The organism is Cupriavidus sp. GW823-FHT07A04, from assembly GCF_058794615.1.
Map to the genome: position 1 here is coordinate 235052 of NZ_JBXAHA010000004.1, position 25070 is coordinate 260121.

A 25070-nucleotide genomic window follows, 5' to 3' on the forward strand; every position below is an offset into this window, starting at 1 on the left:
CCTGTGGTTTGCGGGATGGCCAGTTGAATACGCAATCCTCAAGCGGTCCTTGACCCCATCATCGCCGACGGCAACCGCTTGCCCACCCAATCCCGCTCTTCTTCATAGGCCCGCGCCAGGCGCAACACCGACAAGTCGTCCCGCGGCCGCCCAATCAACTGCATCCCCATTGGCAACCCCTGCGGCCCAAATCCCACCGGCACGCTGATTGCCGGACATCCCGACAGCGTCCAGGGAAACACCACTTCCATCCAGCGGTGATAGGTATCCATCTCGCGGCCGGCGATCTGCTTCGGCCAGGGCTGGTTCACATCGAATGGGAAGACTTGCGCCGTCGGCACCGCGATGTAGTCGAACTGCTTGAACACGCCTAGCAGCGCTTGATACCAGGCGCTGCGCTCCATGCTGGCGGCATAGACGTCGCTGGCGCTGAGCTTGAGCATGCCTTCGATCTCCCAGATCGCGGAGTCCTTGAGCAGCGCGCGCTTGGCCGGGTCCTGGTAGAAGGGCAGCATGCCGTTGCCGACCAGGAAATGACGGTGCACCAGCCAGGTCTTCCAGAGCCGTTCCGGCGAGAACGGAGGCTTGATGGCTTCCACCTGCACGCCAAAGGCCGGGAAGGCGTTGAGGGCATCCTCGCACAGCGGCAGGATGCCGGCTTCCATGGGCAGGTAGCCGTCCCAGTCGCCCAGCCATGCCACGCGCTTGCCCTTGAGGTTGCTCTTCAGCACGTCGGCCACATTGGCCGGGGTGAGCGTGGCCAGCACCGGGTCCTGCGCGAGTGCCTGCGGCGTGCGCGCATCGGGGCCGGCCTGTGTGGCCAGCAGCAGGGCCACGTCGGCGACGGTGCGTGCCATGGGCCCTTCGTAGCCGAGTTGCTGGATAAAGACTTCCGGGGCCGGGCCGTAGGGCACGCGCCCGGCGCTGGGGCGCATGCCATAGACGTTGCAGAAGCCGGCCGGGTTGCGCAGCGAGCCGCCGAAGTCGCTCCCATCCGCTACCGGCAGCATGCGCAGCGCCAGCGCGGCGGCAGCGCCGCCGCTGCTGCCGCCGACGGTGCGGCTGGCGTCATAGGGATTGCGGGTGGCGCCGTAGACAGGGTTGAAGGTTTGCGAGCCCAGGCCGAACTCCGGCGTGTTGGTCTTGCCGAGCAGCACGGCGCCGGCGGCGCGGGCGCGCTCCACGATGATGGCGTCCGTCGTGGGCACGTTGTCCCGAAAGATGGGTGAGCCGAAGGTGGTGCGGATGCCGCGCGTGAGCGCCAGGTCCTTGGGGGCTTGCGGCATGCCGTGCATCCAGCCGGCTGAGCGGCCGGCGGCGAGGGCCTGGTCGCAGGCGGTGGCTTCCTGCAGCAGCACTTCGGGCTCACGCAGCGCGACGATGGCGTTGGCGCCGGGATTCACCCGTGCGATGTGGTCCAGGTAGGCCGCCATGACTTCGCGGGCCGACAGCTTGCGGGCATGGATCTCGCGAGAGAGTTGCCAGGCCGGCATCATGACGATGGGATTCGGGCCGCCAGCCGTGGTGGCGGGGCCGGATGCGTCCGGTGCGCCGTTCTTGCCGGCGGGGGGCGCCGCGCTGGCGCTGCTGGCAGTGACGCTAGCGGCGATGCCGGCTAGCGTGGCGCCTGCCAGGTGGCCCAGCAAATGGCGCCGCGAAGGTTGTCCGGGGGCGGGGCCATTGACGGCGTTGCGCGCATTGTCGCTATCACGGTCACGGTCTGTGTTGCCTGTGGGGTTCATCGTGTCGTTCCTCGTTCCGGTTTTTTGTCTCGCGTATTTGTTTGCGTGAGTTTGTCACATTGGCCCGGGGCTCGCGCGGGCGGTCTTGTCCGGCGTCGGCGTTGCGCCACTGCCCAGGATCGCCGCGCGGTGCGCGCTCACGTCGTCGAGCGGCTGGCGGCGATAGCGGCCCACCTCCTCGGTGCTGAACGCCTGCACGTCGTTGTGGCCGGTGAGCGCGGGCATCAGCCAGTTCATCAGCCCTGCGATCTCTGCGTCGCTCAGGGCTGAGGCGGAGGTGCCCGGCACCTGGATCAGGAACGCGCGCCCGGCCGGCGTGGCAAGCAGCAAGGGCACGGTCTCGCGCATGTCGGGGATGCCGGCCGAGGGCTTGCCGCGCGCATCGGGCTGGTGGCAGCCGGAGCAGTGCAGCAGGTAGTTGTCGCGCGCGTGGCGCAGCTCGGCCTGTGCGCTTGCGGTCGTGGCCAGCGTGGCCAGCGCCAGCAGGCACAGCCCGCGCCGCGCGGCCGCGCGCAAGGTGCGTGCTCTGCGCGATGCCATGCTACTGCCCCGCCTCGCGCAGCTTGCGCACGGCGCCCGGGGTCTTGCGCTCGGCGCGTGCGCGGGCCAGCGTATCGGTGTTCACGGCCTGCTCGGGCGCGCCGTTGCTCGCCGCCAGCCACGACAGCACGGCGGCCAGCGATGCATCCGGCAGTGTGGCGAAGCTGGGCATGACGCCGTTGAACGACTGGCCCTGCGACTGGATCGGGCCAGCGAGGCCGTGGGTCAGCACATTGGCCAGGTAGTCCTGGCCCGCCGGCGTGGCGAGCCGCTCGCGCAGCGCGCCGGCCAGTGGCGGCGCCACGCCGGCGATGCCGGAGGCATCGGCATTGTGGCAAGCGGCGCAGTGCGTGCCGAACAAGGCCTTGCCCTGGTCAGCCAGCGACTCGGCAAGGGCGATGCTTGCAGGCGCCACGCATGCCAGGCACAGCGCTAGGTGTGAGAGAGACCGCTTCATTCCTGGACTCCGAGAATGATCGAGGTGGTGCAATGGAACATGGTGCTGTCGTTGCTCATGCACCAGTTCACATCGTTGTGCACGCCCAGCCGGTAGCCCGGCCGTTCGCGCTCGTTGGTGTTGCACTCGCAGCGCCCGCACGTGGTCTTGCCGCAGCAATCGTTGTAGCTGACCATGTAGTTCCTGCCGTCGGCCGGGTTGTGGCAGGTGCCGACCCACGACACGCGCGAGGGCTCGGTGCCGGGCGGGCAGGAGGTGGAAGTGCCGCCGCAGCATGCGCACAGAAAGCCATCCACCGCGCAGTACTTCCAGTAGTCGCAGGCGGTTTCGTCCTGCGCTTGCGCGCCGGCGGCCTTGCTGCTGTGTGCTCCCGCCGCGTGCGCGCTGCGGTCGAAGGGCAGCACCGGCAGCGCCATCGTCCCCACCATGACCTTGCCGAGCGTGGCCAGCACGCTGCGCCGGCCCGTGCGCTGCGCCGCGCGCCGGCTCTGGTGTTCGAAAAATCGGTCAATCCACATGGGTTTTCTCTCCCTGCCTTCAGGCACGCGTTTCCAGGAACTGCTGCACCGAGCCCACGTTAAGGTCCATCGCGGTGAACAGGCTCTCCAGCTGCTCGCGCGAATTCACCAGGCCCTTGGCGCGCAGCGTGCCGCGCTCGTCCATCAGCACGCCGTACGGCAGCTTGCCGATCTGCAGGTGCATGCCGAGCTCGGGCGATAGCACATAGGGGAAGGCTTCCAGCCCTGCCTGGCGCAGGAAGGCCAGGTGCTCGGGCTGTTCGCCGTCGGAGGCGAGCACCACGCGCAGCCAGCCAGCCTCGCTGGCCTGCATCGACTTGAGTACCGGCAGCAGCTTCTTGCAGACCGGGCAGGTCGGCGAGAGAAAGAACAGCAGCGTGCTGCGCGGCTGCGCGCCGCCCACCGCCACCGGGCCGCCGCGCACATCCTGCAAGGCAAAGGGCGGCAGCGCCTCGCCCACGCGTGGGCCGGCGTCGATCACCAGCGCGCCCATCGGCGCGACGCGCTCGAACAGGATGCCGACCTGGCGGGCCAGGGCATAGAAACCGAAGAGCAGCGCCAGCACGGCGATCCACAGCACGAAATTGGCAATCACAAGGGCAGTCATGGGAGTCTCACGAGAGGGGGGAATGCGTAGGGTGGCTGGAAGCCCGGTGGCCGGTGCGGTGGGCAGCGCGGTCGGCATTGACCAGCAATTGCGTGGCGCCGAGCCAGAGCAGCAACAGCGCGAGCGCGCAGAAGCCGGCGGCGAGGGTGTCGAGCAGGTTGAGCGCCCGGGGTGCCGTGCCCGCCGCCAGTCCGGCAGCAGCGATCGCGGCCAGCACCAGCACCGCGAGCAAGCCAAGGTTGCGCAGCAGCAGGCCGTGGGATAGCCGCAGGTTGTCGGCGTCGCTGCCGCAGCCGCAGCGGATGTCGCGCCGCCCGCGCAGCAGGTTGATGCCCACTGCACCGCTGGCTGCTGCCACCACGCATGCCGCCAGCAGCGCCGCGCCCGGGTGCAGCGGCGCGGCAACCAGCGCCGCCACGCTGGCCGTCTCGGCGCCCAGGTAGGCAAGCGCAACCGGGCGCGACCATGCGTCGGGCACCAGCCGGTAGGCGCTGACGGCGCCCCAGAAGCCGGAGAAGTCGCGCAGCTTGGGCCACAGGGCGTGCGCCAGTACCAGTGCGGCAGCGGCGGAACATGCCGCTGCCACGACCGGATCGCGCAGCACGTCGGAGACCACGGCGGCGGCGCTCATTGATGCAGCTCCAGCTGCACCGCGTTCTCCGCCACCTGGTCCAGGCGCGCCACGGGCTTGAGGCCCCGGGCCGGGTCCAGCGACACCACGCCGGCCCTGGCGGCGTCCAGCACATACAGCGTCGGCTGCGGCCCTTGCGTGATGGTGAGCGCCAGCGCGTTCTGCCCCGGCGCGCGGGCGATGCGCTTGTGCTGCGCCAGGTCGATGGTCCAGATCTCGGCGGCGGGGGTCTTGTGCGATCCCTCCTTGCTGCGCGGATGCATGCCCAGGTACAGGCGGCCCGTGGCCGCGTGCAGCGCGAACAACTGGTAGCCGCCCGGCTTCCAGCCCGCCTTGCGGTCCGCCGCGTCCACCACGGGCCAGGGCTGCGCGAAGACTGGCGTCTCACCCGCGAGATCCGCGCTATAGACGTTGCCGTTGAAGGACACGAAGGTCAGCGTGTTGCCCACGCGCTCGCTGTGCAGGAAGACCGGATCAGCATCGGGATCGAACATGCGCGCACTGCGCTTTTGCCCGCTGGGCTGGCCGGCGGCGTCATGCGTCACCGTCAGCAGCGTGCCGTCGCTGCACAGGGTGCGAAAACGCTGGCTGGACGCCTCGGTGGCAAATATGCCCCAGCAGCCCGGGGTTTGTGCCTCCGCCACGAACTTGCCAGCCTGCAGGTCGACGATGCTGACCGAGGTGGCGGGCGTGGCATTCTGCACATAAAGAAAATGGCCGTCGGCGGATACCGCGGCGATGCCCCGGTAGTTCAGGGACTGTGCGTGCTTGGGCGGGATCACGATCTCGCTGCGGTAGGCCAGCGTGGCGGTGTCATACAGGCTCACCACATCAGCCCGCTCGCCGCGCGCGAGCCGCGTGTAGAACGTGGAGATCACATACAGCGTGCGCTTGTCCGGGGACAGCACGCTCTGGCCGCCGAACGCGGTGGGCACCAGCCCGAGGTAGCGCATGCGCTTGCCGTCCACCACGTGCAGGCGCCCGTCCACCATATGCTTGAACGCCACATCGGAGATATAGAGCCGGCCATCGTCGGCTGGCGCGAGCGGTTGCACGGAGAGGGTTTCCGGCTGCAGTTCGGCGGTGCTGGCGGCATCGCTGGCATTGGGGGCGGCGGCCGCTGGCAAGGCTAGCACGCTCAACATCGTCGCTGCGGCTACTCTGCGTACCACGCCGGGCCGTCGGGTGATGGCCCTGGTGCTTACCTCGTTCACTGGATGGCTCCTTGGGATGCGCTTTGCAATGGGGCCAGTCTACGAACGGGGGCGCGCGGGCGTTATCCGAAATCGGCAACGGCGGCACGGGGATATTCACCAATGCCGGCCGGGCTGCGCGGCACGCCGGCGTGTGCCGTCATGGCGGCTTGCGGTGCCTGGCGCTCACATGCCACGGCGGGTGCGCCTGCCGGCGGTGCGCGCCATCCGGCTTCAGGGCGAACCTGCACTGCTGCTGTGCACGCAGCGCCATGCCAGGGGGGTAAACGCCAAGGCGCAGGCTTATCCGTTTTCGGAAACGGAGCAGAATGGCCAGTGGGGATGAAGAGGGCGAAGGCGGTGCAGCCGGGGCGGCAAAAGCGGCAGCAAAAGCGGCTGCGCAGCGGCGCCAGAACGGGCTGAGGCTGCCACCATGCTACGATCCGCGCCTAATACGGAGAATGAAGATGTTTTATACCTGCCAGAACCAGTCGTGCCAGACGCGTTGGGACCCCAAGGACGTCACGGTCAAGGACGAAGGCCAGGGCCCGCTGTTTCGCTGTCCGGTGTGCAACTCCCGCAACCCGGTCGTGCCCCAGCGCAAGTCCGACGGCACCATCGTCTACAAGCAGCGCACCCGCTAGGAGGCTGGCTAAGAGGCTGATCAAGGCCTTTCACGGCCTGTTGACGCGCGGCCCAGGGGCGCTTAGCCGCCGGCCCGCTTGACGGTCATCCCGCGCTGCTTGAGTTTCTCCACTACCGTGTCGCAGTGGTCGCCCTGGATTTCGATCACACCGTCCTTGACGGTGCCACCCGAGCCACAGGCGGCCTTCAGTTCCTTGCCCAATTGCGCCAGCGACAGCGCGTCCAGCGCCGCGCCGCGCACCAGCGTCACTCCCTTGCCCTTGCGGCCCTTGGTCTCCCGCGACACCCGCACGATGCCGTCGCCTTGCACGACCGGCCGCGCCTTGCCGCAGGTGCAGGCCGCCAGCGCATGGCCGCAGCCGGGGCACATGCGGCCGTGTTCGGTGGAGTAGACCAGCGAGCTGGCGGGTTTCGGGTGAGACATGACAGGCGTTCCGGGTGACGGGCTGGCTGGCGCAGCCCCGGGGCAGGCAGCGTACGACAAGCGCGCGGCGCCTGCAAGAGGGTGACGGCGCATTTCAGGTGCCGCTTGCTGCCCTCGCCAACAGCCGTGGCTCACTCACCGTAGCTCTGCCCCTGCGCGATCAGCTCCGGCGTACCGATGACGCCGTTCAGCCCGTCGAAATCCAGCATGGCATCGCGCATCGGCGCGGTGGTGCCATGTTCGAGCAGGCTGCCGTAGTAGCGCTTCATCTGCGCGCCGATGAAGCGCACCACGCCACCGGGGAAAATCACGATGCGAAAGCCCCGGCCGGCGAGTTCGGCGGCGCTCTGCACTGGCGTCTTGCCGCCCTCCACCATATTGGCCAGCAAGGGAATGCGCCCGGCAAAGTGCGCGCAGACGCGAGCCATGTCTTGCTCGGTGCGCAAGGCCTCGATAAACAGCGCGTCGACTCCGCATGCCACATAGGCCTCGGCGCGCTCGATCGCCGCGTCCAGTCCCTCGATGGCCACCGCATCGGTGCGGGCCAGGATCAGGGTACCACCGTCTCGGTGGCGGTGGTCAGGCCCACGTCCGAGCGCCCGAGCTGCGTGTAGGCCACGGCGGCGCCAGACAGGTAGAGCGCTTCAAATCCCGCTTGCGCGGCGACCAGCGCCGAGAACGCGTCGTAGACGCCGGGCACCAGCAGCACGCGCGGTTGGCGCAGGCGCTCGGCGAGGGATGGAGTTGTCATTTTTTTTGCGGTGTGGCGGCCCATGGCCGGCGTGGAAAACGCCGGCATGGTGCTTGCCCTTCGAGGGGATGTGGTGCGGCATGATAGCGAATAACGAGCGAGCGCTCAGCCACTGGCGCGATGTGCGCCATGTCCATACATTAGGGGGCGAAAGTGTCAGAGCGAAAGATGCCCGGGCCTTCGTTGAAGGCGCTCGCAAGGCACGCAATGTCTGCATCGGGCCCGGGTGCTTGACGGTGGGGCGCTTGTGCGGCGCCCCCTTGCGCACTGTCGATGGCGCTGCCTAGCGCCCGGCAGGGCTCCCGTAAAACGCACCAGTGCGGGGATTCGAAACGATGTAGGTATTGCGTCTTGCCCAAGTCTGGGCAGCCATGAAGACTTCAGGCTCGCGCTGGCTCCAGTCACTCGTCATGAGTGGTGCAGCCTCCTGTTCCGTCGTGGCATACACAACGGCCTGGTGAAGGGCGGCCCGGCCTTGGCTTCCTGGGATGGTAATGGTGCGAATCGTCACGCGCATCGTCAAAGGCCTCAACGTGTTTGGACTGCAAAGTATGGCTGCCATTCAAGGACAGATTTGTGACAGCGTAGTGTCCTGGTCTGCCCTGGAAGGCTGCGCCATGGGAGCTTGGCGAAGCCGTGACAATCTGGTTTGCGGCCTCGCGGTGAATAGGGAGCATCCATGCCCGATCATACGCGCAAGCACTAATCGGGCCAACGACATCTGTTGTGGCGCGTCGACAGGCTGGGAACCGCGCGCGGCGGGCACCGCGGCCATTCGGTTTCAGGCTCCAGCGGGTTCGCGGCCGGTCTGGGCGAAAAATAGATTACCCGGCACATTTCCACTGGCTGCAGAATGCGCTCTCCCCGCGCCTGCGCTCGCGACTAAAGCGCCGCTTTGTCGATCGCAATGCCGAGTTCGCCCGCCATGCGCTCCACCAGCGCCTGAAGCCGGTTCACCTTTTCCGCCAGTTCCTTTTGCTCGGCTTTGAGCGACTCGAATTCGGAGGGCGAGATGTTGTCGTCGGCACCGCCGCGCTCGGCGATGTCATCGACGCTGACTTCCCCGCACAGCAGGTGCATCCAGCGGTTTTCGCGTCCGCCGGGAGCACGCGGCAGCTTGACGACAAAGGGTGGCTCGGCGGCGGCCAGCTCTTCCAGGAACACCTCGACCGACGAGATGTCGGCAAAGGCGTGCAGGCGCGCGGAGTTCAGCCTCAGCTCCGCGGCCGTCTGGGGCCCGCGCAGCAGCAGCGTGGTGAGCAACGCGACCGACTGGCTCGGCACGCCCAGCACGCGTTTCATGTTCTGCTCGAATCGCGGCACGCGGCTGCTGCTGCCTTCCATGGCCAGGCTCAGGCGTTTCAGGCCATCGATGGCGGTGAGGATCTCGGCCTCGGAGGCATTCATCACCGGTGAGCGCGCGGTCTTCTGGTTGCAGCCGGATGTCAGCGCGTTGAGCGACAGCGGATAGGTGTCCGGCACCGTGTGCTGCTTTTCGACCAGCACGGCCAGCACGCGCCCTTCAAGCTGCGTCAGGGAGCGGATGGCCGGGCGTGCGGGGGTGTCGGGATTGGGATTCATGAGTGGTATCGCTAGGTGAAGCTGCTTGCCCCGGGCCGATGCGCGGATCCGCTGATCGTGGGCCGGCCGGGAGCGCCTTGTTTGGTGGGCATATGATATCCGGTCAGGGGGCGGGGCAATGTGAGTTTGCGCGAACCTGGCGCCCATCCGGCGCGCCCCTAAGGGTTGCCGGCTTGCCGCAGGGCGTTGGCGATCAAGGTGACCGCCGGCGCAACTGCTGCATCCCGTTGGGTAATGAACACCATCCGCCCGGAGGCGAACGGCGTGCGCAAGCGCACCTGGCGCACCATGGACGTCTCGCCGTAGTGGCGCACGGCGCTGGCCGGCGCAACCGTCAGGAAGCCACTCGCGGCAACCATCGACAAGCTGCTGTGAAATGAGATCGATTCGATATGCGGCACGGGCGGCAACCGGCCGCTATCGAGAAACGGCTGCTCGAAGATCTCACGCGTGTGAGTGCCGCGCGGCGGCAGGATCCAAGGCCCTTCATGCAGCGCCGGCAGGCTTACCTCGCGGCGCCTGGCCAGGGGGTGGTCCCGCGCGCAGGCAATGGCCAGGTGTTCATCCCATAGCGGCGTGATGTCCAGCCGTTCCCGCGATGGCGCGGGATGATCGGTTTCCAGCCGCCCTATGACGCAGTCGAGCTCGCCACTGGCGAGCAGCCCGAGCAGGCCGCTGACGGTGTGCTCCCTAACCTGCAAGCGCGGCAGCACACCTTGCTGGCTCAGCGTGGCGACCAGCCTTGGCAGCACGTTGACCCCGACCAGCGGCAGCACGCCCATGCGCACCAGCGGGATCTCCGGCCGGGCCGCCAGGGCTTCGCTGGCCGCATCCAGGGCGCCCAGCGCAATGCGCAGGCGCTCCAGCGCGCGCTCGCCCGCCGGGCTCAGGCGGCCGCCTCGCGTAGTGCGCTCGATCAGCGTGCAGCCGAAGGCTTGCTCCAGCTCCTGCAGCATCTTGGTCACCGCCGGCTGGCTGATGTGCATGACCTCGGCGGCAGCGGTCAGGGAGCCGGTTCGCGCCACCAGGTCCAGCAGCCGCAGATGGCGGATACGCAGGCGGTCGATCCGGTTCGGATGGGCGGCGCGCGCCGCAGCCACGCGCGAAGGGGAAACCGTTGCCATAACCAATCCTGATGGATTCATAAGAACTGGATCATTGTCTCGAATGATGGCGCGGCGTGACAATCGGGCAAAACCAGAAAGGAGACCTGAGATGCCTGCATCCACCCGCCGCACGCGTCGCCTGATGCTGCGGACCCTGCTGACGTTGCCCGTTGCGGCAGCATCCGGCCTGCCGGCTTCGGCGTTTGCCGCGGACAACTACCCCAGCCGCCCGATTCGCCTGGTGGTGCCGTATGCCGCTGGCGGCGGCCCGGATATCCAGGCGCGCAAGCTGGCCGAAGTGCTGGGCAGGGAGCTTGGCCAGCCCGTCGTGGTGGAGAACAAGGTGGGCGCGGCAGGCATCCTTGCCGCCGAATCCGTGGCGCAGCAGCCGGCCGATGGCTACACCTTGCTGCTGGGCGCCTCCACCCATGTCGCGCAGAAACTCTTGCAGCCATCCGTCAAGTTCGATCCGGCGGCGTTCACCCATGTGATCCGCATCGGCGTCAGCCCCGCCGTGCTGGTGGTGGTGGCGAATTCGCCGTACCGCACCGTGGGCGAACTGGTGGCCGCCGCGCGGCGCTCGCCCGGCTCGCTGAACTATGCATCGGGCGGCATCGGCTCGGCCGCGCATATCTGCGGCGCGGCCTTTGCATCGGCGACAGGCATCAACGTGGTCCATATCCCCTACAAGGGCTCGGTGGAGATCGTGCCGTCGCTGATCAAGGGCGACACGCAATTCGGCTTTCCGGTAGCGGCCACCGCCGTGCCGCAGATCGGCAACGGCAAGGTGCGCGCGCTCGCCGTGACCTCGGCGCAGCGGATCCCCGGGCTGCCAGACGTGCCGACCCTGAACGAGGCGCTTGGGCGCAGCGATCTCACGCTGGATTCCTGGAGTGGCATCTGGGCCCCGGCAAACCTGCCGAAGCCCCTGGTGGCGCGCTTGCATGCCGCCATGCTGAAGGCACTGGCGGATCCCGGGCTGCGCCGCTTCTATGCCGAGACGGGGGCGCTCATCGAACCGAGCCCCACGCCCGAATCCTTCACCCGCCTTGTCGCCGAGGAAACCGCCAGGATGCGGCAGGTGATCGAGAAAAACCACATCACGATCGAGTGAGCTTGCCATGCCTGTCACCGCTACCCATTCATTCACCCCGCTCGCGGGCATCCGCGTGCTCGATTTCTCGCACGTCATCGCCGGTCCCTTCGCCACCTTCCTGCTGGCGCAGCTCGGGGCCGACGTGACCAAGGTGGAAAACGCCAACGGCGGCGATGTCATGCGCCGCGCCGGACGGGGCCGCGAGGGCTTCGTGGCGCTCAACGCTGGCAAGTCGTCGCTTGCCCTCGACCTTGGCAGCGAGCAAGGGCGCCAGCATGCGCTGGAGCTCGCCACCACCTGCGATGTCTTCGTCGACAACCTGCGGCCGGGCGTGCTGGAGCGCTTCGGGCTCGGCTTCGAGGCCGTGCTTGCGCTGAATCCGCGCGTGGTCTATTGCAGCATCTCCGGCTTTGGGCGCGGCGCGCCGGCATGGCGCGGCCGGCCCGCTTATGACCACGTGGTGCAGGCCGCCACCGGCATGGCCTACATGGCGGGCAACGAGGGCGACCCGCCCATCAAGACGGGGTTCCCGGTCATCGACTCCGCCACGGGGCTGCTCGCCGCCTTCGCCATCCTTGCCGGTGTACGCGACAGCGAGCGCACCGGGCGCGGCATGCTGCTCGATATCTCCATGGCCAGCGCCGGCATGCAGCTGATGTACCCCATGGCCTGCGACGCGCTCACACGCGGGGCCACGCCGCCCCGGCAGGGCAACCAGGGTTATTCCGGCAGCCCCTCCGCCGATTTCTTCCGCACGCGCGATGGCTGGCTGGCCATCGGCGCGAACACGCCAGGCCAGTTGCTGGCATTGCTCGAAGCGCTGGGCCTTGGCCATCTGGCGCGGGATCCCGCCTTGTTCAATCCGCCGCTGGAACGCAACGGCCTGCCTGCCTTTGTGCGCTCGCTCGATCCGGGCGCGCTCAAGGCGGCGCTCGCCGCCGCGCTGGCCGATGGCCTGGCCGCGGAGCTGGAAGCGCGGCTTAGCGCGTGCGGCATTCCGGCCGCGCGCCTGCGCAACATCGCAGAGTTTGCCGCTGAATCCCGGGACAACGGCAGCCTGGAAACCATCGAACTGCGCGATGGCGATGCCGCCGTGGTGTCGCCGGGGCTGGGCTTCCGGGTGCGCACCGGGCACTAGGCCGGGCCGCTTGGCTGCAACCGCGCGTTACCGGTCTTGACCCTCGGGATGAATGGGCATCATGACCAGTTCATCCCTTTTTCACAATACGAGATCGTGCGCTATAAGGCTGGCGGGTGGTTGATCCGTTTACCTACACTCCGCTAATTGTGTGGATCAGGCTAACTGACATAGTCCACAGGCGGGGGGATGGAAGATGCGATTGACCATGGCGAAGGCGGGCTTTGCGGCCTTGACGTGTCTGGCGCTGAGCGCGGGGGCTTATGCGCAATCGGCGAGTTCTTGCAGCGGGGGCAGTTGTAATGGCAACGACAACTACAACAGTAGTCGCGGCCAGCTTCTCGATCACAGGACCACGCTGCGCCTGAGCGCGGCCGCGCTGGCCGGCGTTCTCAACGCGAGCGATTCAGGCCGCCAGCTATTGCAGGTCGCTGGCACCCCTGCGTGCGACCTGGAGATCGTCTATTTCCGCTACCGCACCATCGGCGGCGCCAATGAGCCCACCACCGCGAGCGGCGCGCTGATGATTCCAAGCGGCGGGCGCGCATGCAGTGGGCCACGCCCGGCGTTGATGTACGCGCATGGCACCACCACCTACCGCAAGTACAACCTTGCGGACCTGACGCAGAAGGACCCGGGCAATGGTGATGGCGCCTCGGAGGGCATCAGCGTTGCGGCCATGTATGCCGCGCAGGGCTATATCGTGGTGGCGAGCAACTATGCGGGTTACGCCGGCTCCGAGCTTTCCTATCATCCCTACCTGAATGCCCAGCAGCAATCGGCGGACATGATCGACTCGCTGCGGGCCGCACGGGTTGCGCTGGCCCGGGCGGACTCGGGCAAGGCGGCGCGGGAGAATGGCAAGCTCTTTGTCACCGGATATTCGCAGGGCGGCCACGTTGCCATGGCCACGCATCGCGCGCTTCAGGCGGCGGGCATCAACGTGACGGCGGCTTCCACAGGTTCGGGGCCCTATGCCATGGCGGCCACCGGGGACGCGCTGATCGCGGGTGAGGTGGATCTGGGTTCCACCATCTTCACGACCTTGGTGGCGACCAGCTACCAGAACGCCTACGGCAACATCTACCGCTGGCCGGGCGACCTGTTTGAGGCAACCTACGCGCGTGGCATCGAGGATCTCCTGCCGAGCGTGACACCAATCGACACGCTGATCGGCAACGGAAAATTGCCCGCCACGGCGCTCTTCAACCCCGATCCGCCGGCTGCGCAGTTTGCCTCGCTGACGCCGCCGACTTCGCCCCCGCTGGCGCCGCCTGAGCTGACGCCGATCTTTGCCCTCGGGTTTGGCAAAGGCAACCTGGTGCGCAACAGCTTCCGCCTCGGCCTGCTGGAAGACGCGCTGGTCAATCCGGATGGCGCGTTCCCGTACACCACGGTGGCGATGGCGCCGGCGGCCAACCCGGTTGCGCCGCTGCGCCAGGCGTTCAAGCGCAATGACTTGCGCAACTGGATCCCGCGTGCCCCGGTGCAGCTTTGCGGCGGTCGCTTCGACCCGACGGTGTTCTTCTTCAACGCGACCGTGCAGCAGGCTTACTGGCGCAACGCCAAGGTGCCGGTGGGGCTGACTTCGGTGCTGGATGTGGATGCGCCGGTGGCGGGGCCTGCCGATCCTTATGCGCCGATCAAGCAGGGCTTTGCGCTGGCCAAGGCAACGCTCGCCGCGCAGGCGGTGGCGGCGGGCGCGACCGATGGCGGTGCGTCGGCGGTGATCGAGGCCTACCACGGGAGCCTGGTGGCGCCGTTCTGCATGGTCGCCGCGCGCGGGTTCTTCGGGAATTTCTGAGCAAAGCGGCGCGGAAAAGACAGCGGCCAGTCATTGCGCATGACTGGCCGTTTGTTTTGTCGTGGCCGGGTCAGTCGCGCGCTTCCATCTTGCGATTGATCCACAGCGCCAGCAACGTGCACGCCACGCCGGACAGCAGGTAGCCGCTGACGGCAAACAAGCCGAACTCCGCCGACAGTCCCAACGCCACCAGCGGCGCAAAGGCGGCGCCGAACAGCCACGCAAAATCGGAAGTCAGCGCCGCGCCGGTATAGCGAAAGCGCGATCCGAAGTTTGCCGTGACAGCGCCCGCGGCCTGCCCGTACGACAAGCCCAGCAAGCCGAAGCCGATCAGGATGAACAGGTCTTGCCGCGCCGGGGTACCGTTCATCAGGTACGGCGCGAACAGGCCGAAGATGCCGATCAGGACTGCCATCAGCGCCAGCGTGGTGCGCCGCCCGATGCGGTCGGCGATCCAGCCGGAGGCGATGGTGGCCGCCATGGCGATCCCCGCGCCGATGATCTGGATGATCAGCACGTCATTGATGTCCTGCGTGGCGTGCAGCGCGACCCACGACAGCGGGAACACCGTGACCAGGTGGAACAGCGCGTAGCTGGCCAGTGCGGCGAAGGCACCGATGAACAGGTTGTAGCCCTGGGCGCGCATTATCTGCACCGGGCTGATCGGCTCCAGCTCGCCTTCTTCAAGCAACTGCGTGTACTCCTGGGTCACCACCAGCCGCAGGCGCGCGAATAGCGCGACCACGTTGATGGCGAACGCCACGTAGAACGGATAGCGCCAGCCCCAGTCCAGGAACTCATCGAAATCCAGGTTGGCGCGCAGGTAGAGGAACAGCGAGCCGGCAAGGAGAAAGCCGATCGGCGCGCCGAGCTGGCCCAGCATCGAGTACCAGCCGCGGCGGTGCGCCGGGGCGTTCAGTGCCAGCAGCGATGGCAGCCCGTCCCATGAGCCGCCCAGCGCAATGCCCTGCAGGATGCGCAGCGCCGCCAGGATGACGATGGCGTGGTTGCCGAGCGCATCGTAGCCCGGCAGGAACGCCATGCCCGCCGTGGCGGTGCCCAGCAGGAACAACGCGGCCGTCAGCTTGATGCTGCGTCCCCAGCGGTGCTGGATCGCCATGAACAAGGTGGTCCCGAATGGCCGGGCGATGAAGGCGAAGGAAAAGATGGTGAAGGAGAGCAGCAGCCCTTCCAGTTGCCTGACGAACGGGAAGAACACGCTGGGGAAGATCAGCACCGAGGCGATGCCGTAGACGAAGAAGTCGAAATACTCGGACGCTCGCCCGATGACGACGCCGGCGGCGATCTCGGCTGGCGCCACCTGCGCCCGGTGCGCCGCGTCTTGCGCGGGCGTGGGGGAAGACGGTGACGGCTGGTGCTGGTGCGCAACGCCGCTGCTGCTGCTGCTGCTGGACATCGTCAGGCCCTCTCGTCTCTCGTTGTTCGGGGTGGCGTTTTGTGTCACTCCTTTAAGAATGGCACTTCTTTGACTACAGTGCCATAGGAAATGTTGAGTTTCCGCGGCCAGCCCACCGGCGTAGTTCCAACGATCACTTCCACGGCTATGCAATTTCGCATTCGGATAGTGCCATCCCGCTACGCGACGCGCGGGTGTCTGTTGTTCGCTGCCATCCTGCTGCTGACGGGCTGCAATGCTGTCTTGCTAGCCCCGGCCGGGGATCTCGCGATCCGGCAGCGTGATCTAATCATCATTTCAACCGGGCTGATGCTGTTGATCATCGTGCCGGTGATCGCGCTGACGCTGCTCTTCGCCTGGCGCTACCGCGAGGCCAACAGGGAGGCCATCTACGAGCCCGACTGGGACCATTCGACCTTGCTGGAGCTGGTGATCTGGGCCGCGCCGCTCTTGATCATCATCGCCCTGGGCGCGTTGACCTGGGTCAGCACGCACAAGCTCGATCCCTACCAGTCCTTGAGCCGCATCGATGCCGGGCGCCCGGTGCCCATGGCCATGGAGCCACTCACCGTGGAGGTGGTGGCGCTGGACTGGAAGTGGCTTTTCTTCTACCCCGAGCAAGGCATCGCCACCGTCAACGAGCTGGCGGCGCCGGTGGATCAGCCGATCCGCTTCAAGATCACGGCGTCCACCGTGATGAACTCCTTCTTCATTCCTGCGCTGGCGGGGCAGGTCTATGCCATGCCGGGCATGGAGACCAAGCTGCACGCGGTGATCAACCAGCCGGGTGTCTACGAGGGCTTCTCCGCCAACTACAGCGGCGCGGGCTTCTCCGGCATGCGTTTCAAGTTCCATGGCATGAGCGCGGAGGAATTCGCGCGATGGGTGCAGCAAGCCAAGGCCGGCGGCGGGGCCCTGACGCGCGACGCTTACCTGCAGCTGGAGCAACCCAGCGAGCTTGAGCCGGTGAGGCGCTACGCCAGCGTGGCGTCGGGTTTGTACGACGCGATCCTGAACCGCTGCGTGCAAGCCAACCGGCCTTGCATCAAGGACATGGCCATGAGTGCGAGGCAGGGCCAGGGCAAGGACAAGCCGCGGACCCTCAACGTGGCGGCGCTCGAACGCGGCGCTGCTGGCGCGAGCCTGGGCGCCATCTGCACGGCAGGCGACCCTGCCGGCATTGGCAACGGTCCCCGTGTGGCGTCCGCCAGGACGTTGCCGCAATGACATTGCCCAATGATGTGGCAACAATGACCCGCTGCTCCCCGATTCCTGAAACAACGCCCTTGCGGCCCTGGTGACACAATGCCCGAGCACCTCGACCTGACGCAACTGGTATTCGGCCGCCTCACCTGGGAGGCAATCCCCTATCACGAGCCCATCCTGCTGGCGACCTTCGCGGCCGTCGCGATCGGGGGGCTGGCGCTGGTTGGCGCACTGACCTACCTGCGAGCGTGGGGCTACCTCTGGCGCGAGTGGTTCACCAGCATCGACCACAAGAAGATCGGCATCATGTATGTCGTGCTAGGCATCGTCATGCTGCTGCGCGGCTTTGCCGATGCGGTCATGATGCGGTTGCAGCAATCGGTTTCCTTTGGCGATTCGCTGGGCTACCTGCCGCCGCACCACTATGACCAGGTCTTTACCGCGCACGGCGTGATCATGATCTTCTTCGTGGCCATGCCGCTGGTCACCGGGCTCATGAATTTTGTCGTGCCGTTGCAGATCGGCGCGCGCGACGTTGCCTTTCCCTTTCTCAACAACTTCAGCTTCTGGATGACGGTTGGCGGCGCCGTGCTGGTGATGATGTCGTTGTTCGTCGGCGAGTTCGCGCGCACCGGCTGGCTGGCGTATCCACCGCTGTCGGGCGTGCTGCAGAGTCCGGACGTGGGCGTGGACTATTACATCTGGTCCTTGCAGGTTGCCGGGCTGGGCACGTTGTTATCGGGCATCAACCTGCTCGTGACCATCGTCAAGATGCGCGCGCCCGGCATGACCATGATGAAGATGCCGGTGTTCACCTGGACCGCGCTGTGCACCAACGTGCTGATCATCGCCGCTTTCCCGGTGCTCACCGCCGTGCTGGCCCTGCTGGCGCTCGACCGCTACGCAGGCACCAACTTCTTCACCAACGATCTTGGCGGCAACGCCATGATGTACGTGAACCTGATCTGGATCTGGGGCCACCCGGAGGTGTACATCCTTGTGCTGCCCGCGTTCGGCATCTTCTCGGAAGTGGTTTCCACGTTCTGCCGCAAGCGCTTGTTCGGCTACGCGTCGATGGTGTACGCCACGGTGGTGATCACGGTGCTCTCCTACCTGGTCTGGCTGCACCATTTCTTCACCATGGGCTCGGGCGCCAGCGTCAATTCGTTCTTCGGCATCACCACCATGATCATCTCGATCCCGACCGGGGCCAAGATGTTCAACTGGCTGTTCACCATGTACCACGGGCGCATCCGCTTCGAGGTGCCGATGCTCTGGACCATCGGCTTCATGGTCACCTTCGTGATCGGCGGCATGACCGGCGTGCTGCTCGCCGTGCCGCCGGCGGATTTCTCCTTGCACAACAGCCTCTTCCTGATTGCGCACTTCCATAACGTGATCATTGGCGGCGTGCTGTTCGGGTTGATGGCCGGCATCACCTACTGGTTTCCCAAGGCCTTCGGCTACCGGCTGGATCCGTTCTGGGGAAAATGCTCGTTCTGGTTCTGGCTGGTTGGCTTCTACGTTGCCTTCATGCCGCTCTATGTGCTCGGGCTGATGGGCGTGACCCGCCGCATGAGCCACTTCGAGGATGCGTCCCTGCAGATCTGGTTCCAGCTGGCGGCATTCGGCGCGTTCCTGATCGCGCTAGGCATCGGCTGCTTCCTGATCCAGCTGGTGGTCAGCTACCGCCGGCGCGAAGCCCTGCGCGACACCACGGGCGATCCGTGGGACGGCCGCACGCTGGAGTGGTCGACCTCCTCGCCACCGCCGCAATACAACTTTGCCTTTACCCCGATCATCCATGACAACGACGCGTGGTGGCAGATGAAAGAGCACCAATACCAGCGGCCACAGCACGGCTTTATCCCGATCCACATGCCGAAGAACACCAGCGCGGGCATCATCCTGGCTGGGTTAAGCACCGTGCTCGGCTTCGCCTTGATCTGGCACATGTGGCTGTTTGTGATCGTGTCCTTCGCTGCCATCCTGGTCGTGGCGATCGGCCATACCTTCAACTACAAGCGCGATTACTACGTCCCAGCCGACGACGTCGTCCGCACCGAGGCAGAGCGCACACGCCTGCTTGCCAGCCATGGTTGATACCACCGCCCCCTACGGCCCCGGCGACGTGCGCATGCCGGACACCACGCGCCAGAGCGAGCTGCGTTTCTACGCGACCAGCGAGGTGCATGCGCAGAACGGCACGTTGCTCGGATTCTGGCTGTACCTGATGAGCGACTGCCTCATCTTCGCCAGCCTGTTTGCCGTGTACGGCGTGGTGGGGCGGCGCTACGCCGGCGGCCCCACGGGCGCCGAGCTGTTCGAGCTGCCGCTGGTGGCGCTGAACACCACCATGCTGCTTTTGTCGTCGATCACCTACGGCTTTGCCGTGCTGGAGATGCAGAAGGCGCAGGTGCGCACCACCCTGATCTGGCTCGGCATCACTGGCCTGCTGGGCGCGGCGTTCATCAGCCTGGAGCTCTACGAGTTCGCGCACCTCGTCCACGACGGCGCGGGGCCGCAGCGCAGCGCCTTTTTGTCCTCGTTCTTCACGCTGGTGGGCACCCACGGGCTGCACGTGACGGTCGGCATCGTCTGGCTCATCACGCTGATGGTGCAGGTGGGGCAGCACGGGCTGATCCCCGAGAACAAGCGCCGCCTGATGTGCCTGTCCATGTTCTGGCACTTTCTGGATGTGGTCTGGATCGGTGTGTTTACCTTCGTCTACCTGATGGGAGTGCTGCCATGAACGCGCATGACAATGCCCTTGCAGGCGATCCCCATGGCCACGGCCATGGCCATGACGACCATGGCCACGGACACGATGGCGAGGTCAGCCATAGCACCTTCAAGGGTTACATGACGGGCTTCGTGCTCGCGGTGGTCCTCACGGCGATCCCGTTCTGGCTGGTGATGGCCAAGGTTTTCGATAAATCCAGCACCACAGCGTTGTTCCTGCTGGGCTGCGCCGCGGTGCAGATCGTCGTCCACATGATATATTTCCTGCATATGAATGCGAGATCCGAGGGCGGATGGACCATGCTGGCGTTGATCTTCACGATCGTGCTGGTGGTCATCGCGCTGAGCGGCTCGCTTTGGGTAATGTTCCACCTCGACCAGAACATGATGCCAATGCACGACATGAAGAACCTGCCTTGACGGCCCGGCAGCAGGGCGTAGCCCAATCCAACCCGCCTTCCCGCAAGCGCGCCACCGGCGCGCTTGTGGCGTTTGCCCTGCTCGCCATCGTGGCGGTAGCCGGGCTGCTTTCGCTTGGCGTCTGGCAAGTCGAACGCCGCGCGTGGAAGCTCGACCTCATCGAACGCGTGAACGCGCGTGTGCATGCTCCCGCCACGGCCGCGCCCAGCGCCGATCAGTGGCCGCGGCTCACCAAGGCCGCCGACGAGTACCGCCGCGTGCGGCTCACCGGCACCTTCCTGAACGACAGCGAGACCCTGGTGCAGGCCGTCACAGAGCTGGGTGGCGGCTTCTGGGTGGTGACGCCGTTGCGCACGGCGGACGGCAATGTGGTGCTGGTCAACCGTGGCTTTGTGCCGCCTGAGCTGAGCGAGCGCGCCAAGCGCGGCGGGGGCGACCCCACCGGCGAGACCACCGTCACTGGCCTGTTGCGCTTTAGCGAGCCAGGCAACGGCTTTCTGCGCACCAACGATCCGGCGGCCGGGCGCTGGTACGCGCGCGATGTGCCGGCCATTGCTGCCGCGCGCGGCCTGCGCAACGTGGCGCCTTACTTCATCGATGCAGACGCGGCTGTGCCGCTCGGGGACGCCAGCAAGCGCACCTGGCCGGTGGGCGGGCTGACTGTAATCACGTTCAACAACAACCACCTCGTTTATGCGATCACCTGGTTTGCACTGGCGCTGATGTTTGCCGCTGGTGCCGTCTACGCCGGGCGGGAGGCGTATCGCCGGTCGCGCGCCGGTGATACGCAGGGTGAAGGCAAGCCGGGACAGCGTACGCGGTAGGCGCGCACGCCGGCGCTAGCCGACGGATGCTTCGAATACCCGGCGGTAATTGCCGCCGAGTAGCTTGCCCACTTCCTCGTGCGTGAAGCCCGCCGCCAGCAGCGCGGCGGCTAGCGCTGGCAACTGGTCGTAGGCGCGCAATACCGGCGGCGTGATGAAACCGAGCATGTCCGTGCCCAAGCCCACATGATCCACGCCAACCACGTCGGCCATCCGCTTGAAGCCAAGCGCCATTGCGGTCAGGTCGCGGAAGGTGCCCGCGCTGGGCCAGACCCCGATCACGCCACCGGTGCCCGCGATCACGCGCGCGTGGTCGGGCGTGATCAGCCGGCTGCGCAAGCCGGGGCGCGTGGCCAGCGCGGAGTGCGAAATCACCAGTGGCTTGGTGGAGATGGCGGCGGCACGCTTGACGAGGTCATAGGTGCCGTGCGCGACATCGACGACGATGCCCAAGGCATTGCAGCGCCGCACTACATCCGCGCCGAAATCCGTCAGGCCCCCGTGCACCGGCGCCTCCGTCTGGATGTCGCCCAGCTCGTTGACGCGGTAGTGCGTGAGCTGCAGGTGCCGCAACTGGTGCATGCCGTACGCTTCGTCCACGCGCTCCAGCCTGCCTTCCAGAAAGTCCGCGCCTTCCGACGCGATGATCACGCACGGCCCGGCCGGCCACCGTGTGGCCAGCGTAGCCGCGTCGGTCACCACTTGCATCTGCTCACGCTCCACCAGCTTGTGCGCGCGCGCGAATTCGGCCACGCCAAGCGCGTAGAGCTCGCCTTCGGATGGGGTTCGCCAGGATTCGAAGCGCGTGCGATCGGCGGACACGCGCGTGACGATGGTATCCGTCACGATTGCCAGGCAGATCACGTTCACGCCGCCCGCGCGCATCGGCGCGGCCAGCGGAAGAAAGGGCCGGTCCGCGCCGATGGCGGGATCGCGCGACACGATCACGCGCCCGGCATGGCTGTGCATGTCGATGACCAGCGCGGTAGGGGAGGGCTTCCAGGGGGCGGCGTCTTTGACGTTGTTAGCGTCTTTTGCGGCCTTGGTGCCGGCTGAACCCTGCAGCTGGGTGTCGCCGGCAAAGCGTCCCTGTGCACAGGCGGCTAGCGCCAGTGCAGCACCTGACGCCAGGAACGCGCGGCGGCTGATGCTGCCCGGTGCCTGCCCAGGCGGCGCATCGGCATCGCCCCGACGGATCGTCGTCCAGTCAATCTGCATTGTCGCTCCACGCGTTTTTGCACCCACCATGATATCGCGGCGCCAAGTGCCCCAGGCGCGCCGCTTGTAGGACGCCATCCCATTGCCCAGGGCCTGCGCGCTGCCTAACCTTGGTGTAACGCCCGCAGCCGGAGAAACAGATGCTTGGCGATTTTGTAGTGCTCCCCGCACGCGGGGGCTGGGCATTGAAGGTCGACGGCGCCGCCACCGCGATCCTTGAGTATGAAACGCGGGAGGAAGCAGCAAGCATCGGCGCCCTGATGGCCGCCAGGCGAGGGGTGTCTCTGGTGATTCGGGACGAAGACGGCGTCTGCGCATGCGTACAAGCCTGCGCTCCCACGTTCCCATAGCGGGATGAAGTACTCGCCCGGCTAGTGCCGCATTTTCCCGAACGCTCTCTGTGCCGTTGCGCCACGCCGGGCACATATTTTGCGGGGATATGCATTGCCCAGAGGGTCCGCGGCCTTCACAACACAGGAGATCGACGATGACAGTTGAGAACGCCGGGCCTGATGCCAGACAGCAGGCCAAGCCCCGCGCCCGCGGCCATATCGAGCAGCAGGGAGAAGGCCGCAAGACCACGCAGCCGGGCGAACGCGACCCGCAGAGCCAGCAACCCGCCGATCTGGCGAACACGTCCGGCCAGCCGCTGCTGGCGCACTAGTGGCACTGGCGCAGGCCTCGTCACCTTGTCAATACGCTTTGCCAGGATAAGAAACACGTGAGGACTTTTCACTGCGGCAGTTTCTCGAACCGGGTCTTTTTCCGAGAACGTCATCTGTGAGCGCTGCCAGGGCGGCATCCTTGCCCTTCGCAGTGCAAGTACAATGCTGGGCGTTGTTCCATCCTGTCCGGGCTCGTCTCGCAATATCCCATCCCATGTCCAATCTCATCGTGCACGGCGGCAAGCCGCTCCGGGGGCGTATTACCCCTTCCGCCAACAAGAATGCAGTGCTTCCTGTGCTCTGCGCCACGCTTCTGACCGATGAGCCCTTGCGCCTGCACGGCGTGCCCGACATCACCGATGTGCGCAAGATTCTCGACATCTTCCGCGCGCTGGGCAGCAAGGTGCATATGGATGACGCAAGCGGCACGCTGTCGCTGCACCATCAGGAGACCGTGTTCGACGCGGCCCGCCATCGCCTGCCGGAAGAGATGCGCTCGTCCATCATGCTGGTGCCGCCGCTGCTTGCCCGCTTCGGCGTGGCCCGGCTGGAGGACAACGTCAAGGGTTGCACGCTTGGCGTGCGCGAGATCGATCCGCACGTCGATGTCTTCCGCCGCTTTGGTGGCGAGGTGGAGCGCGCCGACGGATCGCTGCTGGTGCGCAGCGCCGGCCAGCTGACGCCCATCGACCACTGGCTCGACTATGCATCGGTCACCACCACGGAGAACTTCGTGCTGTGCGCCGCCGCCGCGGGTGGCACCTCCACGCTCACCAATGCTGCATCGGAGCCCCATGTGCAGGAATTCTGCCGCTTCATGGCGATGATGGGCGCGCGCATCGAAGGCATGGGCACCTCGCGCCTGACGGTGCATGGCGGCAACAAGCTCAAGGGGGGCGACTTTACCTTCGACGAGGATTTTCACGAGATCACCACCTTCCTGGCGCTGGGCGCCATCACCGGCGGCGATGTCGTGGTGCGCAACAGCGCGCCGGGGAATTTCCCGCTGATCGACCGCACCTTCGCCAAGTTTGGGGTGCAGATCACGCACGAAGATGGCTGGTCCCGCGCCACCAGCGCTGGCCCCCTGAAAGTGCAGACGCCGTTTACCAGCAACGTGCTGACCAAGGTCGAGGCTGCGCCGTGGCCTTACTTCCCGGTTGACCTGCTGCCCATCTTCATCGCGCTGGGCGTGCGCGCGCAGGGCAACGCCATGTTCTGGAACAAGGTGTACGACGGCGCGCTGGGCTGGACCGGCGAGCTGTCGAAGTTCGGCGCCCATGTGTTCTCGTCCGACCCGCACCGGCTCATCACCTTTGGTGGCAATCCCCTGACGCCGGCGGTGGTGGAAAGCCCGTACATCATCCGCGTGGCCATCGCCTTGCTCATGGTGGCCGCGAGCATCGACGGCCGCTCGGAGATCCGCAACGCCGCGCCCATCCGCCGGGCCCATCCGCGCTTTGTCGAGAACCTGCGCAGCCTTGGCGTCGAGGTGGAGTGGACCAGCGAGGAGTAACGGCTACCAGCTTCCGGCTACCGGCGGCTGGCAGCGACTACTAATGGCTGCCAACCGCTGGTGTGGCGAGGTTCAGGTCGCCGGCGTGGCAGGCAACAGGCGGTCGAACTCACGCTTGACCACCGCGTAGCATTCGCAAGCATGCTTTTCCAGCGCTGGCCGGTCGAGCACCGCGATATGGCCATGGCTGTATTGGATCAGGCCGGCGCTCTGGAGTTTCAAGGCCGCTTCGGTCACGCCGGAACGGCGCACGCCAAGCATGTTCGAAATCAGCTCCTGCGTCATCGTCAGTTCATTGGACGGCAGCCGGTCGATGCTCAACAGCAGCCAGCGGCAGAGTTGCTGCTCAATGGAGTGATGCCGGTTGCAAACCGCGGTCTGGGCCATCTGGGTGATCAGCGCCTGCGTGTATCGCAGCAGCAAATGCTGGATGGGGCCGCCGCGCGTGAATTCCTGCTTCAGCACTTTGGCACTCAGGCGATAGCCATGGCCGGCACTTTGCACGATGGCCCGGCTGGGCGTTGTCTCGCCGCCCATGAACAAGGCAATGCCGACAATGCCCTCATTGCCGACGACGGCGATCTCGGCGGAGGCGCCGTCCTCCATCACGTAGAGCAGGGAGACGATCGACGTGGTCGGGAAATACACATAGCCGAGCTGGTCACCCGACTCATACACCACATGGCCCAGGGGCAGCTCGGTCAGGATCAGGTGTGGTGCAAGACGCAACCACTCCCCTTCGGGCAATACGGCAAGGAGATGATTGGCCCTCGGATCGTGGGTGGATGTCATCTTTTGCCTCCCAATGCTGAGTTGGGTTATGAGGGTT

The 25070-nt window shown here is 66.4% G+C and carries 25 protein-coding genes and 1 pseudogene; 12 read left to right on the forward strand and 14 right to left on the reverse strand.

From position 1 onward, the window contains the following. Positions 1–38: 38 nt before the first annotated feature. From AC1Q7Q_RS08885 to AC1Q7Q_RS08915, 7 genes are all read right to left on the reverse strand, one after another. Positions 39–1496: an amidase gene (locus AC1Q7Q_RS08885; protein WP_492370600.1), complete on the reverse strand. Its 1458-nt coding sequence runs from the start codon at positions 1494–1496 to the stop codon at positions 39–41. A gap of 300 nt (positions 1497–1796) precedes the next feature. Further along, the gene (locus tag AC1Q7Q_RS08890) at positions 1797–2282 is read right to left on the reverse strand and encodes a cytochrome C (RefSeq protein ID WP_492370542.1); all 486 of its coding nucleotides are present in this window, start codon (positions 2280–2282) and stop codon (positions 1797–1799) included. A gap of 1 nt (position 2283) precedes the next feature. Continuing rightward, positions 2284–2739, reverse strand: a complete 456-nt coding sequence (locus AC1Q7Q_RS08895) for a c-type cytochrome (protein WP_492370541.1) — start codon at positions 2737–2739, stop codon at positions 2284–2286. Next, positions 2736–3257 (reverse strand): methylamine dehydrogenase light chain, encoded by a 522-nt coding sequence (locus AC1Q7Q_RS08900; protein ID WP_492370540.1) that lies wholly within the window; start codon positions 3255–3257, stop codon positions 2736–2738. The genes AC1Q7Q_RS08895 and AC1Q7Q_RS08900 overlap by 4 nt, the downstream gene beginning before the upstream one ends. A gap of 19 nt (positions 3258–3276) precedes the next feature. Then, entirely contained in the window at positions 3277–3864 is a 588-nt protein-coding gene (gene mauD / locus AC1Q7Q_RS08905) for a methylamine dehydrogenase accessory protein MauD (RefSeq protein ID WP_492370539.1), read from the reverse strand. A 7-nt stretch (positions 3865–3871) separates the two neighbouring features. Continuing rightward, positions 3872–4495, reverse strand: a complete 624-nt coding sequence (locus AC1Q7Q_RS08910) for a MauE/DoxX family redox-associated membrane protein (RefSeq protein ID WP_492370538.1) — start codon at positions 4493–4495, stop codon at positions 3872–3874. Continuing rightward, complete coding sequence (locus AC1Q7Q_RS08915; RefSeq protein WP_492370537.1) at positions 4492–5709, reverse strand: amine dehydrogenase large subunit; 1218 nt, start codon at positions 5707–5709, stop codon at positions 4492–4494. Before AC1Q7Q_RS08915 ends, AC1Q7Q_RS08910 begins: the two co-directional genes overlap by 4 nt. A gap of 446 nt (positions 5710–6155) precedes the next feature. On the opposite strand from AC1Q7Q_RS08915, the gene AC1Q7Q_RS08920 reads away from it, so the two are divergent. Next, positions 6156–6332, forward strand: a complete 177-nt coding sequence (locus AC1Q7Q_RS08920; RefSeq protein WP_170301757.1) for a hypothetical protein — start codon at positions 6156–6158, stop codon at positions 6330–6332. Between the two features lie 62 nt (positions 6333–6394). On the opposite strand, the gene AC1Q7Q_RS08925 is transcribed toward AC1Q7Q_RS08920, so the two are convergent. The 4 genes and pseudogenes from AC1Q7Q_RS08925 to AC1Q7Q_RS08940 form a co-directional block, all read right to left on the reverse strand. Then, positions 6395–6757, reverse strand: coding sequence for a translation initiation factor Sui1 (locus AC1Q7Q_RS08925; RefSeq protein WP_492370536.1), 363 nt, complete (start codon positions 6755–6757; stop codon positions 6395–6397). Positions 6758–6888: 131 nt separating this feature from the next. Further along, positions 6889–7508, reverse strand: a pseudogene (locus AC1Q7Q_RS08930) (isocitrate lyase/PEP mutase family protein). Between the two features lie 882 nt (positions 7509–8390). Further along, positions 8391–9089, reverse strand: coding sequence for a YceH family protein (locus AC1Q7Q_RS08935; protein WP_492370535.1), 699 nt, complete (start codon positions 9087–9089; stop codon positions 8391–8393). Between the two features lie 158 nt (positions 9090–9247). Beyond that, the gene (locus tag AC1Q7Q_RS08940) at positions 9248–10213 is read right to left on the reverse strand and encodes a LysR family transcriptional regulator (protein WP_492370534.1); all 966 of its coding nucleotides are present in this window, start codon (positions 10211–10213) and stop codon (positions 9248–9250) included. 91 nt (positions 10214–10304) lie between these two features. Here AC1Q7Q_RS08940 and AC1Q7Q_RS08945 point away from each other — a divergent pair, with 91 nt between their 5' ends. From AC1Q7Q_RS08945 to AC1Q7Q_RS08955, 3 genes are all read left to right on the forward strand, one after another. Beyond that, positions 10305–11309, forward strand: a complete 1005-nt coding sequence (locus AC1Q7Q_RS08945) for a Bug family tripartite tricarboxylate transporter substrate binding protein (RefSeq protein ID WP_492370533.1) — start codon at positions 10305–10307, stop codon at positions 11307–11309. Positions 11310–11316: 7 nt separating this feature from the next. Continuing rightward, a complete protein-coding gene (locus AC1Q7Q_RS08950; protein ID WP_492370532.1) occupies positions 11317–12429 on the forward strand; it encodes a CaiB/BaiF CoA transferase family protein in 1113 nt (370 codons plus the stop codon). Between the two features lie 196 nt (positions 12430–12625). Beyond that, on the forward strand, positions 12626–14233 hold the full coding sequence (locus AC1Q7Q_RS08955) for an alpha/beta hydrolase family protein (RefSeq protein ID WP_492370531.1): 1608 nt from the start codon (positions 12626–12628) through the stop codon (positions 14231–14233). 70 nt (positions 14234–14303) lie between these two features. On the opposite strand, the gene AC1Q7Q_RS08960 is transcribed toward AC1Q7Q_RS08955, so the two are convergent. Continuing rightward, positions 14304–15650, reverse strand: coding sequence for an MFS transporter (locus AC1Q7Q_RS08960; protein ID WP_492370530.1), 1347 nt, complete (start codon positions 15648–15650; stop codon positions 14304–14306). 147 nt (positions 15651–15797) lie between these two features. Here AC1Q7Q_RS08960 and cyoA point away from each other — a divergent pair, with 147 nt between their 5' ends. The 5 genes from cyoA (at position 15798) to AC1Q7Q_RS08985 (ending at position 20842) form a co-directional block, all read left to right on the forward strand. Further along, positions 15798–16877, forward strand: coding sequence for a ubiquinol oxidase subunit II (cyoA, locus tag AC1Q7Q_RS08965; protein ID WP_492370529.1), 1080 nt, complete (start codon positions 15798–15800; stop codon positions 16875–16877). Positions 16878–16955: 78 nt separating this feature from the next. Further along, positions 16956–18959 (forward strand): cytochrome o ubiquinol oxidase subunit I, encoded by a 2004-nt coding sequence (cyoB, locus tag AC1Q7Q_RS08970; protein WP_492370528.1) that lies wholly within the window; start codon positions 16956–16958, stop codon positions 18957–18959. Then, positions 18952–19608: a cytochrome o ubiquinol oxidase subunit III gene (gene cyoC / locus AC1Q7Q_RS08975; RefSeq protein WP_492370527.1), complete on the forward strand. Its 657-nt coding sequence runs from the start codon at positions 18952–18954 to the stop codon at positions 19606–19608. The genes cyoB and cyoC overlap by 8 nt, the downstream gene beginning before the upstream one ends. Further along, a complete protein-coding gene (gene cyoD / locus AC1Q7Q_RS08980; RefSeq protein WP_492370526.1) occupies positions 19605–20018 on the forward strand; it encodes a cytochrome o ubiquinol oxidase subunit IV in 414 nt (137 codons plus the stop codon). Before cyoC ends, cyoD begins: the two co-directional genes overlap by 4 nt. Continuing rightward, on the forward strand, positions 20015–20842 hold the full coding sequence (locus AC1Q7Q_RS08985) for an SURF1 family protein (protein WP_492370525.1): 828 nt from the start codon (positions 20015–20017) through the stop codon (positions 20840–20842). Before cyoD ends, AC1Q7Q_RS08985 begins: the two co-directional genes overlap by 4 nt. A 15-nt stretch (positions 20843–20857) precedes the next feature. On the opposite strand, the gene AC1Q7Q_RS08990 is transcribed toward AC1Q7Q_RS08985, so the two are convergent. Next, the gene (locus AC1Q7Q_RS08990) at positions 20858–22060 is read right to left on the reverse strand and encodes a dipeptidase (RefSeq protein ID WP_492370524.1); all 1203 of its coding nucleotides are present in this window, start codon (positions 22058–22060) and stop codon (positions 20858–20860) included. 140 nt (positions 22061–22200) lie between these two features. Between AC1Q7Q_RS08990 and AC1Q7Q_RS08995 the strand changes: the two genes are divergently transcribed. The 3 genes from AC1Q7Q_RS08995 (at position 22201) to AC1Q7Q_RS09005 (ending at position 24241) form a co-directional block, all read left to right on the forward strand. After that, positions 22201–22410, forward strand: a complete 210-nt coding sequence (locus tag AC1Q7Q_RS08995) for a DUF2188 domain-containing protein (RefSeq protein WP_492370523.1) — start codon at positions 22201–22203, stop codon at positions 22408–22410. Between the two features lie 137 nt (positions 22411–22547). Beyond that, on the forward strand, positions 22548–22724 hold the full coding sequence (locus AC1Q7Q_RS09000) for a hypothetical protein (protein ID WP_492370522.1): 177 nt from the start codon (positions 22548–22550) through the stop codon (positions 22722–22724). A gap of 215 nt (positions 22725–22939) precedes the next feature. Beyond that, positions 22940–24241, forward strand: a complete 1302-nt coding sequence (locus AC1Q7Q_RS09005; RefSeq protein WP_492370521.1) for a UDP-N-acetylglucosamine 1-carboxyvinyltransferase — start codon at positions 22940–22942, stop codon at positions 24239–24241. Between the two features lie 72 nt (positions 24242–24313). On the opposite strand, the gene AC1Q7Q_RS09010 is transcribed toward AC1Q7Q_RS09005, so the two are convergent. Further along, complete coding sequence (locus tag AC1Q7Q_RS09010; protein ID WP_492370599.1) at positions 24314–25033, reverse strand: Crp/Fnr family transcriptional regulator; 720 nt, start codon at positions 25031–25033, stop codon at positions 24314–24316. Between the last annotated feature and the right edge of the window lie 37 nt (positions 25034–25070).

What these genes read in the sequence shown, in the direction of transcription:
- AC1Q7Q_RS08885 (WP_492370600.1), bottom strand. Translation starts at nt 1,496, where the DNA reads ATGATGCCGGCCTGGCAACTCTCTCGCGAGATCCATGCCCGCAAGCTG.
- AC1Q7Q_RS08890 (WP_492370542.1), bottom strand. Translation starts at nt 2,282, where the DNA reads ATGGCATCGCGCAGAGCACGCACCTTGCGCGCGGCCGCGCGGCGCGGG.
- AC1Q7Q_RS08895 (WP_492370541.1), bottom strand. Translation starts at nt 2,739, where the DNA reads ATGAAGCGGTCTCTCTCACACCTAGCGCTGTGCCTGGCATGCGTGGCG.
- AC1Q7Q_RS08900 (WP_492370540.1), bottom strand. Translation starts at nt 3,257, where the DNA reads ATGTGGATTGACCGATTTTTCGAACACCAGAGCCGGCGCGCGGCGCAG.
- mauD (WP_492370539.1), bottom strand. Translation starts at nt 3,864, where the DNA reads ATGACTGCCCTTGTGATTGCCAATTTCGTGCTGTGGATCGCCGTGCTG.
- AC1Q7Q_RS08910 (WP_492370538.1), bottom strand. Translation starts at nt 4,495, where the DNA reads ATGAGCGCCGCCGCCGTGGTCTCCGACGTGCTGCGCGATCCGGTCGTG.
- AC1Q7Q_RS08920 (WP_170301757.1), top strand. Translation starts at nt 6,156, where the DNA reads ATGTTTTATACCTGCCAGAACCAGTCGTGCCAGACGCGTTGGGACCCC.
- AC1Q7Q_RS08925 (WP_492370536.1), bottom strand. Translation starts at nt 6,757, where the DNA reads ATGTCTCACCCGAAACCCGCCAGCTCGCTGGTCTACTCCACCGAACAC.
- AC1Q7Q_RS08935 (WP_492370535.1), bottom strand. Translation starts at nt 9,089, where the DNA reads ATGAATCCCAATCCCGACACCCCCGCACGCCCGGCCATCCGCTCCCTG.
- AC1Q7Q_RS08940 (WP_492370534.1), bottom strand. Translation starts at nt 10,213, where the DNA reads ATGGCAACGGTTTCCCCTTCGCGCGTGGCTGCGGCGCGCGCCGCCCAT.
- AC1Q7Q_RS08945 (WP_492370533.1), top strand. Translation starts at nt 10,305, where the DNA reads ATGCCTGCATCCACCCGCCGCACGCGTCGCCTGATGCTGCGGACCCTG.
- AC1Q7Q_RS08950 (WP_492370532.1), top strand. Translation starts at nt 11,317, where the DNA reads ATGCCTGTCACCGCTACCCATTCATTCACCCCGCTCGCGGGCATCCGC.
- AC1Q7Q_RS08955 (WP_492370531.1), top strand. Translation starts at nt 12,626, where the DNA reads ATGCGATTGACCATGGCGAAGGCGGGCTTTGCGGCCTTGACGTGTCTG.
- AC1Q7Q_RS08960 (WP_492370530.1), bottom strand. Translation starts at nt 15,650, where the DNA reads ATGTCCAGCAGCAGCAGCAGCAGCGGCGTTGCGCACCAGCACCAGCCG.
- cyoA (WP_492370529.1), top strand. Translation starts at nt 15,798, where the DNA reads ATGCAATTTCGCATTCGGATAGTGCCATCCCGCTACGCGACGCGCGGG.
- cyoB (WP_492370528.1), top strand. Translation starts at nt 16,956, where the DNA reads ATGCCCGAGCACCTCGACCTGACGCAACTGGTATTCGGCCGCCTCACC.
- cyoC (WP_492370527.1), top strand. Translation starts at nt 18,952, where the DNA reads ATGGTTGATACCACCGCCCCCTACGGCCCCGGCGACGTGCGCATGCCG.
- cyoD (WP_492370526.1), top strand. Translation starts at nt 19,605, where the DNA reads ATGAACGCGCATGACAATGCCCTTGCAGGCGATCCCCATGGCCACGGC.
- AC1Q7Q_RS08990 (WP_492370524.1), bottom strand. Translation starts at nt 22,060, where the DNA reads ATGCAGATTGACTGGACGACGATCCGTCGGGGCGATGCCGATGCGCCG.
- AC1Q7Q_RS08995 (WP_492370523.1), top strand. Translation starts at nt 22,201, where the DNA reads ATGCTTGGCGATTTTGTAGTGCTCCCCGCACGCGGGGGCTGGGCATTG.
- AC1Q7Q_RS09000 (WP_492370522.1), top strand. Translation starts at nt 22,548, where the DNA reads ATGACAGTTGAGAACGCCGGGCCTGATGCCAGACAGCAGGCCAAGCCC.
- AC1Q7Q_RS09005 (WP_492370521.1), top strand. Translation starts at nt 22,940, where the DNA reads ATGTCCAATCTCATCGTGCACGGCGGCAAGCCGCTCCGGGGGCGTATT.
- AC1Q7Q_RS09010 (WP_492370599.1), bottom strand. Translation starts at nt 25,033, where the DNA reads ATGACATCCACCCACGATCCGAGGGCCAATCATCTCCTTGCCGTATTG.